The 14,746-nt window shown below is 68.3% G+C and carries 13 protein-coding genes; 5 read left to right on the top strand and 8 right to left on the bottom strand.

What is annotated here, in order from left to right:
• Positions 1–485: 485 nt before the first annotated feature.
• Both ACIBK0_RS50900 and ACIBK0_RS50895 read left to right on the top strand, forming a co-directional pair.
• Positions 486–758: a CPCC family cysteine-rich protein gene (locus ACIBK0_RS50900; protein WP_399097087.1), complete on the top strand. Its 273-nt coding sequence runs from the start codon at positions 486–488 to the stop codon at positions 756–758.
• Between the two features lie 11 nt (positions 759–769).
• Positions 770–1,084 carry an immunity 53 family protein gene (locus tag ACIBK0_RS50895; protein ID WP_399097084.1) on the top strand — a complete coding sequence of 105 codons (315 nt, stop codon included), beginning with the start codon at positions 770–772 and terminating at the stop codon, positions 1,082–1,084.
• A 224-nt stretch (positions 1,085–1,308) separates the two neighbouring features.
• On the opposite strand, the gene ACIBK0_RS50890 is transcribed toward ACIBK0_RS50895, so the two are convergent.
• Together ACIBK0_RS50890 and ACIBK0_RS50885 are read right to left on the bottom strand one after the other, a co-directional pair.
• Positions 1,309–1,470, bottom strand: coding sequence for a hypothetical protein (locus tag ACIBK0_RS50890; protein ID WP_399097093.1), 162 nt, complete (start codon positions 1,468–1,470; stop codon positions 1,309–1,311).
• A 217-nt stretch (positions 1,471–1,687) separates the two neighbouring features.
• Entirely contained in the window at positions 1,688–2,614 is a 927-nt protein-coding gene (locus ACIBK0_RS50885) for an SGNH/GDSL hydrolase family protein (RefSeq protein WP_399097081.1), read from the bottom strand.
• Between the two features lie 172 nt (positions 2,615–2,786).
• Between ACIBK0_RS50885 and ACIBK0_RS50880 the strand changes: the two genes are divergently transcribed.
• Positions 2,787–3,125, top strand: coding sequence for a zinc ribbon domain-containing protein (locus ACIBK0_RS50880; RefSeq protein WP_399097078.1), 339 nt, complete (start codon positions 2,787–2,789; stop codon positions 3,123–3,125).
• 137 nt (positions 3,126–3,262) lie between these two features.
• Here the strand turns inward: ACIBK0_RS50880 and ACIBK0_RS50875 are convergent, their stop codons facing one another.
• The 5 genes from ACIBK0_RS50875 to ACIBK0_RS50855 all read right to left on the bottom strand — a co-directional run bounded on the left by ACIBK0_RS50875 (position 3,263) and on the right by ACIBK0_RS50855 (position 9,315).
• Entirely contained in the window at positions 3,263–4,999 is a 1,737-nt protein-coding gene (locus ACIBK0_RS50875; protein WP_399097075.1) for an amylo-alpha-1,6-glucosidase, read from the bottom strand.
• Between the two features lie 81 nt (positions 5,000–5,080).
• Positions 5,081–5,905, bottom strand: coding sequence for a carbohydrate ABC transporter permease (locus tag ACIBK0_RS50870; protein ID WP_399097072.1), 825 nt, complete (start codon positions 5,903–5,905; stop codon positions 5,081–5,083).
• Positions 5,902–6,885 carry a carbohydrate ABC transporter permease gene (locus ACIBK0_RS50865; RefSeq protein WP_399097069.1) on the bottom strand — a complete coding sequence of 328 codons (984 nt, stop codon included), beginning with the start codon at positions 6,883–6,885 and terminating at the stop codon, positions 5,902–5,904. The genes ACIBK0_RS50870 and ACIBK0_RS50865 overlap by 4 nt, the downstream gene beginning before the upstream one ends.
• A 10-nt stretch (positions 6,886–6,895) precedes the next feature.
• Positions 6,896–8,143: an extracellular solute-binding protein gene (locus tag ACIBK0_RS50860; protein WP_399097066.1), complete on the bottom strand. Its 1,248-nt coding sequence runs from the start codon at positions 8,141–8,143 to the stop codon at positions 6,896–6,898.
• Positions 8,144–8,292: 149 nt separating this feature from the next.
• Positions 8,293–9,315, bottom strand: coding sequence for a LacI family DNA-binding transcriptional regulator (locus tag ACIBK0_RS50855; RefSeq protein WP_399097063.1), 1,023 nt, complete (start codon positions 9,313–9,315; stop codon positions 8,293–8,295).
• A gap of 399 nt (positions 9,316–9,714) precedes the next feature.
• Between ACIBK0_RS50855 and ACIBK0_RS50850 the strand changes: the two genes are divergently transcribed.
• The gene (locus ACIBK0_RS50850; RefSeq protein WP_399097090.1) at positions 9,715–13,329 is read left to right on the top strand and encodes a LamG-like jellyroll fold domain-containing protein; all 3,615 of its coding nucleotides are present in this window, start codon (positions 9,715–9,717) and stop codon (positions 13,327–13,329) included.
• A gap of 489 nt (positions 13,330–13,818) precedes the next feature.
• Here ACIBK0_RS50850 and ACIBK0_RS50845 read toward each other — a convergent pair whose 3' ends face one another.
• Complete coding sequence (locus ACIBK0_RS50845; protein ID WP_399097060.1) at positions 13,819–14,259, bottom strand: substrate-binding domain-containing protein; 441 nt, start codon at positions 14,257–14,259, stop codon at positions 13,819–13,821.
• A 25-nt stretch (positions 14,260–14,284) separates the two neighbouring features.
• Between ACIBK0_RS50845 and ACIBK0_RS50840 the strand changes: the two genes are divergently transcribed.
• On the top strand, positions 14,285–14,746 hold a 462-nt coding region (locus ACIBK0_RS50840; RefSeq protein ID WP_399097057.1), incomplete at its 3' end, for an MBL fold metallo-hydrolase.

Here is a 14,746-nt window from a genome sequence, read left to right as displayed (position 1 = left end):
CCCGGGGGGGCGGCCGCGTTGCCCCCCCGGTGGGGGGCCGGCCGGCGGGGGGCGCCCCGCGCGGGGGGGGCCCCGGCCCCCCCCCCCCCCGGGGGGGCCCCCCCCCCGGGGGGCCCGGCCCCCCCCACGCCTGCGTTGACGGTGCCACAGCCGTCCCCGGCGCGCTCGGTGGGCGGATGAAGTCGCCGCAGGAGAAAGCGATTTCGTCCGCGCGGGGCGGCGTTACTGTAGGCAGCCGCCATGGGGCGAGCCTCGAAGATCATGGCCCCAACGTCGTGCTTTACGGGCAGGTCCACAAACGGTCCACAGACTGCCCGACTCGCCGGAAGCTTACGGGGCCGTGATCACTCGCCCCATGGCATCTCCAGCCCAAAGTCTCGCAGCCAACCTCTCAGCACCGTCGACCACAGGCCGGCGGCTCTCCAGGATTGCGCGAGGGAAGCCCCGAGTGTTCTGAGCATTGATGCAGCAGCGACAATGCCGCCATGCTGGAACCCTTCATGAACGTCGGTGGCGGACCCGAAGACGGGCCGTATAGGTGCCCCTGCTGCGGCTACCTCACCTTGGCGGAACGCGGGGGCTTCGAGATCTGCCACGTCTGTTTTTGGGAGGACGACGGTCAGGACGAGCACGATGCCGATGAGGTCCGGGGTGGCCCGAACGGTTCGCTGAGCTTGACCAAGGCTCGGGAGACCTTTCGAATCAGCGCCCCAGCGATTCGGCGCCGGCATGGACTTGCCCTCTCGTGGGCCTCCTAGGATCGGTGACCGTGACGGACACAGGCGACGAACTCAGCTGGCTGCAACAGTGGTACGCAGCCCAGTGCGACGGCGACTGGGAGCACGAGTGGGGCGTGCGCATTGCGACGCTCGACAACCCGGGCTGGACAGTGGACATCGATCTTGAAGAGACCTCACTGGCCAGCCGGACCTACGCACGGACAAACCTGCGACGCAGCGACTCCGACTGGGTGATGACGAAGGTGTCGGACGACGTCTTCCAAGCGTCATGCGGTCCGCTCAACCTCGGTGAAGTGCTGCGCCTGTTCCGGCAATGGGCCACCTCGGCGGTCCAGGAGTCGTAGCTCAGCAGCGATCACCCCGTAGATGCGCAGCAGGAACGCCGTGATCGGCTTGCCTCCGTCTTCGGGGACCAGTTCAAGGTCCAACGCGTAGATGGCCTCGTCGGCTTTCAAGGCCGCCTCTGTGTCTCTCCGCTTCCAAGCCGCCCGTGACGCCTCGATGAAGGGTCTAAGGAGCGGTCAGCAGGTCGAAGCCTCGAAGCGGCAGTCACAGCCCGAGTACGAGCTCACCGACTCACACCAGCCCCGATGACCTGCACGTTCGAAGATGAAAAACGCTGCTCACTGGACCACGTCCGCCGCCACCGCTGGACCGAGCGCACGCTGACCCGTATCTCCCTGGCAATCGCCGAACTCAACTCGCCCAAGGCGAACCGCTCGGCGGCCATCAGCCGGATGCCTTCACGGAACTGCCGACGTTCATCTGTCGGACCCCGCCAGGCGCGTACCTCATGAAGACGGCGTACCGCGAGGATCAAGCACTGTCATCGGCTACGACAACCCGAATTCAAGCTCAGTCGGTGCCGTGCGGAACCTCCGGACGATGCCCTCCGGTAAAGCTCCGCTTCGGCAGCCGACGCAGAACAAGGACCATGGCGGTGTCTGTCAGTTGTGCCCGCGCCCGCCGTTCAGACGTTCCAGCACAGCACGCGCCATGGCTTCCTCGCCCTTGGCATTCGGGTGTGCGGGGGCCGCCGGCGAGGTCGGTCGCAGGGGCTCGATCCAGCGGTCCGCGGGCGCCTTGCACATGTCGTGACCGCGCGTGGGCCCGTAAGTGTCGACGTACTCGGCCCGGTTCAGCTGCGCCACCACGCGGAGCATCAGGTTGAGGCGCTTGGTGAGGTCGCGCAGATAGGGGAAGTCCTGGGCTGCGAAGGGCACTTCGGGGGCGCAACCGCTGCCGTCGTCGGGCAGGAGATCCGGGTAGCCGACCACGAGCACGCGCGCGTGCGGTGCCCTGCTGTGCACGGCCCGGAGCACACTGGCGACCTTCGGCGCCGTTTCCAAGATGTTCATCGTCAGCTGGTCGACCCCGGAGGAATTGTAATGGCGCTGGCAGGGGTTACCCGTCGGATCCTTCGCAAAGAGCTGGGCACACGTGCCGATGATGGAGCTGAAACCGATGTCGTTGCCGCCGATCTGAACGGTGACCAGGTTGGTGTCGCGTCCCAGGGAGTCCAACTGCGGGACGTTCGTGCCCTGCGGCTTCCACATGTCTTCCGTGGTCGCTCCACTGCAGCTCACGTCGGTGAAAGCGGTCGTTCTTCGCTCCACCGCGACCAGCGAGGGGTAATTGTGGTCGGAGCGGGCGCAGTTCGCGTCCACCTGCTGCGGGATCCCCGGCCCCGAGGTGTAGGAATCGCCCAGGGACACGTAGCGCAAGCCGCGGGTGAAACCCCCACCGTCCGCCGCGGCGGGTGCCGCGGAGGCGACGGCCGCAACAAGGAGGGCACAACTGCCGACCGCTGCCCGCATGGCGGTCGCGAGTCGGTGACCGGGCGTCGTGGTGCCAGGTTGCGTACGCTGCTCCATCAAGGTCCTCCCCTGAGTTCGAGACAGCTTGCGGCGCCGAAGCCAGGTCCCGGCCCTCAAGCCCGACTGGGTCTGTATACAGGCCAGTTGGTTCTTGCGGCCAGAGGTAGGAAGCCGTCGTCTGGCTCCCCGTCACCGTGGCGGCGCAAAGCTCCCTACACTCGCCCGCGTCGTGGCCGACGCCGGGTTCGGCGAGATCCGGCGTCAACTCGCCTACAAAACCCGGTGGAACGGCGGAACACTCGAAGTGGCGGACCGCTGGTTTTCCAGCAGCAAGACGTGTTCCGGATGCCGGGCAGCGACACCCAAACTGCCTCTGCGGATACGGATGTACGTATGCGGACACTGCGGACTCGTCCTCGACCGGGACGAGAACGCGACACTGAACCTCGCCGCGCTCGTGAAGCGGCATGTCGCCGGGAGTGGCCCGGAGACAGAAAACGGACGTGGAGCCGACTGTAAGACCCCGTCCTGCGGGGCCGGTGGCATTGAAGCGTCTACCCCGCATTGATACCTCCTGGTATTAAGTGAGACAGGGACCTTCGCCCAGCAAGGGGCGAATCACTGAGATTCGTAGAAACTCGGTGAACGGGAGGGAGGGACGAACCGGGGCTCGCTAAGGCCCCCGGGCCGGCGGGAGGCGGCCGCTCAGCGGCTCTTTCGGTGGGCGTGTGCTTCGGCCAGCAGGAGGTAGCTGCTGGCAGTCCAGGTGTAGGCGCGGTCGCGTAGGCCCGTTCCGGTGAGGGCGTCGAAGTTCTCGGCGAAGCCGTGGGTTTCGCACAGGGTGCGGAAGCGGGCGCTGATGTCGTCCGCGAGGCGCTGGTGGCCGGCGCGGCGCAGGCCGTCCTCGACGAGGACGGTGGCGGGGGCCCAGATCGGGCCGCGCCAGTAGCCGTCGGCGAGGTAGTGCGGTGAGGTGGGCAGTTCGGTGGCGAGGCCGTGCGGGGTCAGGTGGGCCGTGATGTGGTCGGCCAGCGCGCTGCCGACCTCGCCGGGCAGGTGCTCGCCGAGCACGATGGGCACCAGGTCGAGGAGGCTGGCGCTGCTTGAGGTGTCCCCGGTGGCGACCGATCGGGCGACGAACCTGTCGCCGGTCCAGAGCTGGTCGAGCAGCGCCGTCTGGGTCTGCTCGGCTGTCACCGTCCATCGGTGCGCTTCGTCTGGCTTCCCCAACTCCGTTGCCAGGGCGGCGAGTTCGTGCAGTTGGAGGACGAGGAAGGCGGCGAGGTCGGCGGTGACGATCACGCGCTCGGGGTCGAAGGTGGTGGCATTGTCCCAGCCGCTATCGTTGCCGTGCTGGTAGTGGGGCAGTTGGGCGTCGGGGGCTCTTCGTGCGGTGAGCCAGAAGTCGGTCCAGCGCTCCAACCGGGCGTATGTCTGGGTCAGTTCGGCCTGACTGGGAGGGGTCGGCAGGCGGCGGCGCAGGTGGCCGAAGGCCCAGCCGTGGATGGGTGGCTTGACGAAGTTGTACAGGATCTCGGAGTGGGTGACGGAGTCGGGCAGGGCGCCGCTGTCGTCCTGGCGGTCGAAGGGGAGGTGGTACTGGTCCAGGGCGAGTTCGGGAGAACCGGGCGCCAGGGCAAGGGCGTTGAAGCAGTGGTCCCAGCTCCAGACCTTGTCCATCCAGTGCTTGGACATCAGCACGGCGGGCCGGGTGACCAGACCGGCCGGGCGTACGGTCGCCGACCAGAGGACGTAGGCGGCGAGTTCGGCGGCCGGTGTGGCAGACGAGCGCCAGGGGGCCACCGCGTCGACAAAGTCTGCGAAGGCGCCCCGAACGGACTCCACGATGTCGTCGAAGGTCGCCGAGGACGCGTACGGCGGGCGGGAGGTGTCGAGTTCCTCGATCGCGATCTCCCAGGTTCCGTCCGCCTGCGCGGTCACGGTGAGACCGCGGTCGCTGCTGCTCAGGGCCTGATCTCCGGCCGTGGCGGCGATCGATCCGGACAGCACGCTGACGCGGTAGCGGCGGCCGGTCTCGTACGACGTGAACACGTGCGCGTCCGCCGCCGGGTCGTGGAAGAAGTACGTTCCGCTGAACGGGGTCAGGGTGTGCGCGGCGGCGAGGACACTGATGCCTAGGCTGCGCCCCCGCAGACGGACGGTGTCCGGGGACTCGTAGGCGAGGTCGACGTGCCCGCTCTCGCCGATCCAGCCGAGCAGGCCGGGCGTCGCCTCGACCCGGGTGGCGGCCCGGTCTCTGGTGGCCGGGTCCACGGGGATCAGGCTCAGGACGGCGTGCATGCCGTTCTGGTGCGAGACGAGGTGGAGGTCCTCGGCGTAGGTCTTCTCCGCCACCACGGGCGAGATGTCGAACCAGGATCCGTAGGTGCTGAACGGGATGTCGTGGACGGAGAAGGCCGGGCCGGACGAGGCGGCGGTCATGGGGAGTGACTCGTTTCTGGAGCAGGAGGCAACGTCGACTGACGCACGGAGGGGTCAGCCGTCGTGGTGGGGGCGGGGGACTCAGTCCTTGACCGCGCCGGCGGTCACGCCGGCGGCGACGTAGCGCTGGGCGAGGACGAGAATCACCGTGGCGGGCAGCGAGGCCACGACCGCGGTGGCCATGATGGCGTTCCACTGCTGGTTGTTGTTGCCGATGTAGTGGTAGATGCCGAGGGTGATGGGCTCATGGGCGCCTCCGTTGACCAGGGTGCTGGCGAAGACGAAGTCCGACCAGGACCACAGGAAGGCGAACAGCGACACCGTGACGACGGCATTGCGGCTCATCGGCAGCGCGACCGACCAGAAGGTCCGCAGGGCCCTGGCTCCGTCCATCTGCGCGGCCTGGAGCAGTTCGCCGGGGATTCCGGACATGAACGCCGTGAAGATCAGGACCGCGAAGGGGACGGCCAGGGTGGAGTCGGCGACGATCAGGCCGGGGAGGGACTGGAGCACGCCCAGCTGGAGGTAGATGGCGTAGAAGCCCATCGCCATGATGATGCCGGGGATCATCTGGGCGGCCAGCAGGACGAAGCTCAGGATGCCGCCGCCGCGCGGGCGCAACTTGGCGAGCGCGTAGCCGGCGGGGGCGGACAGGACGACGGTCAGCGCGACGGTGCCCAGGCCGATGACGAGGCTGGTGCCGAGGTAGGGCAGCTGCTCGCCGAGGACGGTGCGGTAGCCGGCCAGGGTGCCGTGCAGCGGCAGCAGGTCCGGTGGGCTCTTGCGCATGTCCTGGTCGCGGGTGAGCGACACGTTGAGCATCCAGTAGACCGGGAAGAGCATGATCGCGGTCAGCACGACGCCGATCGTGGTCTTGCCCCATGTACGCCTGCGGCTTCGGCTCATGACAGCGCCTGCTTTCTCTGCACCCGGACGTAGACCAGGCCGAAGACCAGCGCGGCGACGACGAGCAGGTTGCCCACGGCCGCGCCCGGGCCGAAGGCCGGCAACAGGTTGCCGAAGCCAAGCTGGTAGGACCAGGTGGCAAAGGTGGTGGACGAGTCCGCCGGGCCGCCCTTGGTCATGATCCAGATGATGTCGAAGACCTTGAGCGTGTAGACCAGCCCCAGCAGCAGGGTGATCGCGGATACGGGGCGCAGCAGCGGGAAGGTGATCCGCCAGAACCGCTGCCAGGCGTTCGCCCCGTCGAGGGCGGCGGCCTCGTACAGACCGGCCGGGATGGACTGCAGGCCGCTGTAGAGCACGACCAGGTTGAACGGGACGCCGATCCAGATGTTCGCGATGATCACCGAGATCAGCGACCAGGACGGCGAGGTCAGCCAGTTCAGCGGGGCAATACCGAGAGTGTTCAACACGGCGTTGACCACACCGGAGTCGCTGTTGAGCATCCACGACCAGGTGGAGGCCGACACGATCAGCGGCAGCAGCCAGGGCACCAGGAACAGGGCGCGCAGGGTGGCCGACAGCGGGAAGTTCTGATGGAAGAAGACGGCGAGGGCGAGTCCGATGGCGTACTGGAAGACCAGGCACACGGCGGTGAAGAGCGCGGTGTGCAGCAGGGCTGGGGCGAAGGTCGGGTCGTCGAAGACGGTCCGGTAGTTCTGCAGGCCCGTGAACGGGGCGTTGCCCTGGACGAAGGAGCGGACGGTGTAGTTGCGCAGGCTCAGGTCGAGGTTGCGGTAGAGCGGATAGGCGTAGAAGAGGGCGAGGTAGACGGTCACCGGGGCGAGGAATCCCCAGGCGGCCCACTGTGTGGAGGTGGGCCGGCGGCGTTTCCCGCTGCGGGGCGGGGGCGGGGCGGCGGTGGCCGCCCCGTTCCGGACGCCCGCGGACCGGTGATCCGGCGGATGGGTCCTCTGCTTCATGGGACTCACGTCACTTGGCCGCGGCCTGCGCCGAAGTAAGCGCGTTCTTGGGCGACTTGGACCCGCTGAGCGCGGACTGGACGGCCTTCCACATCTGCTCGGAGATCTTGGGGTACTTGGTGCCCAGGTCGTCACTGGTACGGCCCTTGGCCGCCTTGACCGCCTCCACCCACGGCTTCAGTTCGACGTTCGCGGCCACCTGCTTGTCCTGGACCTCGCTGGTGGGGGCCACGTAGGACAGCGTGGTGTCGGTGTTGTAGAGATTGTCGGTGCTGGTCAGGCAGGTCGCCAGCTTCTGTGAGGTGGCGTAGCGGCCGGTGTCCTGCTGGACCGGGAGGGTCATGAACTCGCCGCCGGTCGGGGCCGAGGCATTGCCTCCGGTGGTGCCGGGAATGGGCAGCACCCCGTAGTCGAGGCCGGCCTTCTTGGCGTTCGCGAGCTGCCAGGTGCCGTTCTCGCCGAACGCGTAGTCGCCGCTCGCGAACTCCTGCCAGCTGGTGGTCTGGGTGTTGTTGAGCACCGAGTTGGGGGCGTAGCTGTTCTTCAGCCAGTCCTTCCACAGGGTCAGCGCGGACACGGCCTGGGAGGAGTCCAGTTCGGTCAGCTTGGCGCCCGATCCCCAGAACCACGGCAGGAACTGGAAGCTGCCCTCCTCGGTGCCGATCGCCGAGAAGGTGATGCCCTTCTTACCCGCCTTCTTGACCTTTTCCAGTGCCGCCGTCAGCGACGTCCAGTCCTTGACCGAGGCGATGTCGACCCCGGCCTCCTTTAGCACCTTCTTGTTGTAGTAGAGGGCGAGGGTGTTGGCGCCGATGGGCGTGCCGTAGGTCTTGCCGCCCGACTGTCCGGCCGCCAGCAAGTTGGGGTCGACCTTCGAGGTGTCCAGCTTGTTGTCCGCGGTCGTGGTGAGCACGCCCGCCTCGGCCAGGGTCGACACCACCGGGTTGTCGACGATGAGGACGTCCGGCGAGTTGCCCTGCTGCGCCGCCAGCAGCGTCTTGTTGCCCAGGTCGCTGGTGTCGAAGCCGGTCCGCTTGATCTTCACTCCGGCCTTGGTGCCGCACTGGTCGAGCAGCTTCACCCAGGCCGAGCTCTTGTCGAACTGCGGGTACGGGTCCCAGATGGTGTACGTGCCGCTGCCACCGCCCTTGGTGTCCGTGCTGCCCGAGCCGGAGGAACAGGCGGTGGCACTGACGGCGACGGCCAGGGCGGTCAGGGCCGCGGCGGTCAGACGGCGCTGTCTGGAGGAGCTGTTCATCGCAGAGGTTCCTTTGTTTTGGGCATGCGGGTGCCGAGGGCACGGGGTGGCGAGGAGAGACGGGCACGGCGAACGGCACTGTTGAGCGGTTCGAGCGTCCGGTGAGGTGAGGAGATCTACGTGACGTGAAGAGGGTTACGTCGGTGCGGTCAGGGTGTCGTGCCTGTTCCGGCGGGCCCGGTGCTGGCCCGCAGAGAGATCGGGGGCGCGAGGAGGTGGTGCCGGGGCGGCGCGTCGGGATGGTCGAGCCGCTCCACCAGCAGGTCGACGGCGCGCCGGCCCATCTCCTCCGCCGGTACGTCGGCCGCGGTGAGCTGCGGGGTCACCGTCTCCGCCCAGCGGCCGGCCACAACCCCGGTGACGGAGAAATCGCGCGGCACATGGCGGCCCGCCTGGGCGAGCCCCCGGTAGAGGCCGCCCAGAGCGGCCTCGTTCAGGGTGACCAGGGCCGTGGTGGCCGGGTCGTCGTGCAGGATCTGCTCCAGGCACGCCTGGCCCGACGCCGCGTCGTCTCCGCTGCAGTATGTCCGCACGGTCAGCCCGCGTTCGGCGGCGGCCTTGGTGAAGCCGTCGAGGCCCCGCTGCGCGGACTCGTAGCCGGCCCGCAACAGCTGCTGGGGACGGTTGACGAAGGCGACCCGGCGGTGGCCGAGGTCTGCCAGGTGGTGGACGCAGGCCGCCGCGAGCGCGGTGTGGTCCAGGCTCACCCACCAGCCGCCCTCCGGATGAGCGGTGCGGCCGATGGCGACGGAGGGGAAGCCGAGGGCGGCCAGGTGATCGACCCGGTCGTCCTCCAGCCTGATCTCCATGAGGATGGCGCCGTCGACCCGCCGCTCCCCCAGCAGTCGCTGGAAGGAGCGGTCGCTGTCCACGCCGCTCGGGGACAGCAGCACGTCGTAGTCGTAGGCCGCGGCGGCCTCCACCACGCTGCCGATGAAGTCCAGCTGCATCCCGGTGTAGTGATTGCCGGCCGGCGGGAAGACCAGGCCGATGGTGCTGGTCCGGCCGTTGGCCAGGGCGCGGGCGCTGGCGTTCGGGCGGTAGCCCAGTTCGTCGATGACCTCCTGGATCTTCCGGCGGGTGTCGTCCGAGACAGGGCGCTTGCCGCTCAGCGCATAGGACACGGTGCTCCGCGAGACACCGGCCCGCCGGGCGATCTCACCGATGTTCACGGGGGACTCCTTCGTCGAACCGGTTCGCTTGCGACCCGATCGTCGAACCGGTTCGCGTGAAGTGAAGGTAGGAACAGACCGAGCACCTGTCAACACCCCTGACGACACTTTCGCACCCGTCGGAAGGTCCGGATTTCTTCGTGTCCAGGGGATTGCTGGCCGGGATTTCCGGTGCTAGCTTCCCCGAACCGGTTCGATGAAGTGATCCTTCCGACGACCGTGGACCCGTTCCGCCCCCTCCTCGTGAGCGCGGAGCCGTTGTCTCCGCCGGTCAGACGAGCCACCTTATTGTCGCGACGCCCTGATCGAACCGGTTCGACGCATGCCGATACTCAAGGATTGAGGACGCAATCCATGCCATCCGCTGACAGATCAGCCCCGCGCCGGGCCCCGGCCGCCATGGCGTTGGCTCTCGGTGCGGGCCTGCTGGCGGCACCGGCCGTCCCCGCGCGGGCGGCCGACACGCCCCAGCCCGCCGCCCACTACACCTTCGACCAGGACGACCTCGCCTCCGGCCAGATCGCGGACAGCTCCGGCAACGGCCTGACGGCGACCCTGGTGAACGGCTCCACCGCCCAGTCCGTCGCGGGCACGGACGGCGGCAAGGCGCTGGCCCTGCCCGGCGGGGCGCCCACCTCCGACGGCGCGTACGTCCGCCTGCCCCGCGAAGTGCTGGGCGACGCAAGCGACTTGACGGTCTCGGCCCGCGTGAAGTGGAGCGGCGACAAGTCGTCCTGGCAGCGGATCTTCGACCTGGGCACCGACACCACCAAGTACCTGTTCACGACGCCGTACAACGGCAGCGCGCTGCGCACCGCCGTGACCACTGGCGGCGGAGGCGCGGAAGCGCAGGTCTCCGGCTACGCGCCACTGCCCGCCGACGCATGGCGGACCGTCACCGTCACCCTCGACACCGCCACCCACCGGGTCACCACCTACCTCGACGGCGTGGCGGTCTCCTCCACCGCGACGACCGTCAAGGCCAAGGATCTGCTGGACAGTTCGGCCACGGCCGCCGGCTACATCGGCAAGTCCTTCTACCAAGACCCACTGCTCAAGGGCGCGATCGACGACTTCACGGTCTGGCACTCGGCGCTCACCGCCGACCAGGTGGCGGGCACGGTCGGAAACGTGCCCACCCTCGATCAGCTCTCGCAGACGTCCTTCGAGGTCCGTACGACGACCGGGACGGCTCCGTCCCTCCCATCAGCGGTCCGCTCCTCTTTCTCCGACGGCTACGACCGCGACACACCGGTCACCTGGGACGCCGTACCGTCCGAGAAGTACGCCCAGCCGGGCACCTTCACGGTGGCCGGAACCGCTGCCGGACGCGCGGTGAAGGCGACCGTCACCGTGGTCCGCGAGGGAGCCCTGACCGTCGACCTCGGCTCGGACACCGGCAAGTTCCACGGCGGCGCCTCCGGCACCCTCTACGGCGTGTACGGACCGGACGTCCCCACCAACAACCTCATCGAGGGCATGGGCCTGCGCACCGTCTCAACGAAGGCGCAGGACGGCCCGCAGCACCCCGGTGCCGACGCGCTGGAGGTGGTGAAGCCGCTGGCCGACTCCACCGACGGCGACGTGTACATCTACATGACCGACATCCACCGCGGCTTCCCCTACGAGTGGCCCGGCGACACCCCCGCGGAAAAGCTCAAGCTCTACGACGCGAAGATAGCCAAGCAGGTCGACCAGGTCCTGAAACTGCCGAAGCAGTACCAGGACAACATCGTCTTCGTGCCGTTCAACGAGCCCGAGGGCAACATGTTCGGCACCGGCGAGTGGAGCTACGACAAGGTCAGCTGGCTGAGCGACCCCAAGGACTTCTTCGCCGCCTGGGACGAGGTCCACAACCTCATCAAGGGCAAGATGCCCGACGCCCGCATCGCCGGCCCCAACACCAGCGTCCTGTTCGACCAGGTGAAGGGATTCCTCACCCACACCCTGGCCGCCGGCACCCTCCCGGACGTCATCACCTGGCACGAGCTGAGCCACCCGGAGGCGGTGCGCGAGAGCGTCGCCAAGTACCGGGCCTGGGAGAAGGAGTTGTTCAAGGGCACGGACCGCGAGGGCACCCAACTCCCCGTCAATATCAACGAGTACGCCTTCAACTACCACACCTCGGTCCCCGGCCAGATGATCCAGTGGGTGTCCGCGATCGAGGAGTCCAAGGTGGACGCCGACATCGCGTACTGGAACATCGACGGCAACCTCTCCGACTCCGCGGTGCAGTCCAACCGCGGCAACGGCCAGTGGTGGCTGCTGCACTCGTACGCCTCTATGAGCGGGCACACGGTGAAGGTGACCCCGCCGTTCCCGGGCGAGAACTACACCATGCAGGGTGTCGCCACCCTCGACGAGAAGAAGAAGCAGGCCCGGCTGATCCTCGGCGGGTCGAACGGGAAGGGCCACATCACCTTCGCCGGCGTCCCCAAGAAGGTCTTCGGGGATCAAGTCCACGCCTGGGTGCGCGAGATCGAGTGGAGCGGGCAGGTCGGCGACAACTCCGGCCCGAAGCTGCTGAGGGAGCAGAACCTGAAGGTCGGTGACGACGGCACCGTGGTCGTCGACTTCGGCGACGGCGCGCTGCCGAAGCTGAAGGAGTCCTCGGCGTACGAGATCGTCCTCAGCCCGGCCGGGAAGGCGAAGGGCACGCAGTCCGCGCCCGTGCGCTGGCAGGGGTCCTACGAGGCGGAGGACGCCGCCCACACCGGCTCCGGCTACTCCAAGAACGGCCCGGAGGGCTCGACCGGCGACGTGTCGAAGTTCTACACCTCCGGCGGCTACGACGTCGGGGGCCTGCGCACCGGCTCGAACGTCACGCTCGACTTCGCCGTGGACGTGCCCGAGGACGGCACCTACGACCTGAGCGTCTTCGCCAACTCCCTCAACACCTTCGACAAGGTCAAGGAGCAGGGCCCCACCAACGTCTTCCTGCGGGTGGACGGCAAGGCGGACAGCGAGCAGGAGCTGTACCTGCCGCTCGGCTACAAGTGGGTGGTGTGGGACCACACCGACACCAAGGTCCACCTGCCCAAGGGCAAGCACACCCTGACGCTCGCCGCGAAGAGCCTCGACGGCAAGCGCGTCACGAAGGGGGACGCCATCATCGATCGCCTCACCGTGTCCCTGCCGTCCGCGTCGGCTGCCACCCAGGTCTACGAAGGCGAGCTGGCCTGGACGGGCGGCGGGGCGCGGCACGTCTACGACCTGCCGAAGCGTGCCGGAACCCCCGCCACCGGCTCGGGCGCGGTCCGGCTCGCGAGGAACCAGACGGCCACGTTCTGGTTCTACTCCCCCGCCGACCGCGAGGCCACCCTCGGGGTCGACACTCTCGGCGACGCGGACGCGCGGCTCTCCGTCAACGGGCACGACGTACTGCACGTGACCAAGGGGCGCCACAAGGTGGCCGTCTCCCTCTCGGGCGGCATCAACAAGGTGACGGTGACCGGCGGTTCGGACGCCACCCTCGTCGATCGCCTGACGGTCACGCCCACCGACGGCACGCTCAAGGCGCGTACGTACGAGGCGCAGGACGCCAAGCTCGCGGGAACGGCCACGCCGACCCCGCTGTCCCTGGCGACCGACGGGACCGCGATCACCGGGATCGGCGGCGACCCTGGCAACAGCAACACGGCGACGTTCACGGTCGCCGCGGACAAGCCGGGCCTGTACGCGCTGCGCATCCGCTACTCCAACCCGGAGCAGTCAGAGGCCACCCACTACAACCCGGACCCACTCGCCCGCCACGCCGACATCACCGTCAACGGCGGCACCACGCAGCGCGTCGGCTTCCCCCACACCTTCCACCAGAACAACTTCTGGGAGCTGACCGTCCCGGTCACCCTGAAGAAGGGGCGGAACACGATCGCCTTCAGCTCCGAAGAACTGCCGAATTTCGACGGCACCACCTACGCCTCGGACACCTTCCCGGGAGTGCTCCTCCGCTCCCGCTACGCGCCGCTGATCGACCGGATCGCCGTGGCGCCGTACGCACAGGAGGTGCAATGAAGTCACCACCAGTGGCGGCACCGTAACGGGCCACGATCAGGGTTGCCCCACCGCGCCCTACGGACTGTCCAGCCACGGATACGCCCGCCCTGCCAGCGGTGCCGCAAGGAGCCTCGCTGGCTCCGTCAAAGTCGACCAGCCCGGGATAAGACACCCGGATCACCGGCAGGTGGACATCCATCTGCCGGTGACAGCGTCAGCGGCAGACAGGGGGCAGGCACTGCCCCAGAGCACCACCACGTCGGGGCCGGGAGCATAGATACTTCTTCACTCGTTTCAGGTACGAAGAAGCAACCAGATCGGTTAAGTGAGGCCGTAGTAGACGATCCTGACGGCAGCGACGGACGCGGCAGAGATCGTTCCCATGAGGTCGCGGAGGGCAGAATGCGGCCGTGAGCAATCAGGACAGCGGCTCGCCTCAGGCCAACAGGCTCTGCTGCCTGAGTCCTTGATCGACGGCATGCGTCAGTGATGGCAGCTCTGTGACCGTCACGCCGACGCGCGGACCACGATCCGGCCGGGTACCTGGGCCAGGCCCTCCGGGTCGATGCCGAGGGCGGCTCGGGCGGCGAGCCGGCCGAGGACTTCGGCGTCGATGTGGACGGTGGTGAGCGCGGGCGTGGACAGGGAGCCGTACTCGGTCTCGTCGAAGCCGATCACGGCCACGTCCTCGGGCACGCGCCGTCCGAGGTCGCGCAGGGCCGTGAGGGTGCGCAGCGCGATGTCGTCGTCGAAGGCGGCCACGGCGGTCACGTCCGAGTGGGCTGCCAGGAACGCCTCGACGGCGGCCGCGCCGGCCGCGCGTGGTCGCGGGACGACGAATCGCTCCAGGGGCGGAAGTCCCAGACGCCGTGCGGCCCGAGCCGAAGAGAACGAACAGCCGATCCAGGACCTGGGGGCGATCTCACCGCAGGGAGAGGTACAGCGCACGTCCCGCAGAGCGGTACTGAGTGCCGTGGCGGCCTCGGCCGTCGCCGCCACACCGCTGCTGGCAGCGGCGCCGGCCGCGGCCGCAACACCGGTGAGCGGCTCCGACGCGGCCTTGTCGCTCGTCCTGCTCGGAACCAACTCCGGGCCGCCGCCGCTGGCGGGCCGGTACGGCATCTCGTCCGCCCTGGTCGTGAACGGCAAGACATACGTCGTGGACTGCGGCCGTGGAGCGGTGACCCAGTACATGCGCGCGGGACTGTCGATGCCTTCGCTGGCCGGTATCTTCCTCACCCATCTGCACGCCGACCACATGGTCGACTACTACTCATTCCGTTGCTTTGAGCGTAGTCAGCTCTCAGCATTCCGGGCCTTTCGACCCGGAAGGTCCGTCACATCACCAGAGCGTGAGGGCTTCGGTTTGAGGACGGTCTCTCGTTTCCGTCTGCCGCTGGTGCGGCAGGGGTGCGCCACCTGCCCGCCCCCGCCC

The organism is Streptomyces sp. NPDC050564 (assembly GCF_044457265.1).
GTDB lineage: Bacteria > Actinomycetota > Actinomycetes > Streptomycetales > Streptomycetaceae > Streptomyces.
Note: the sequence above shows the minus strand (reverse complement) of the source record. Positions and strands in the feature narration are given on the sequence as shown.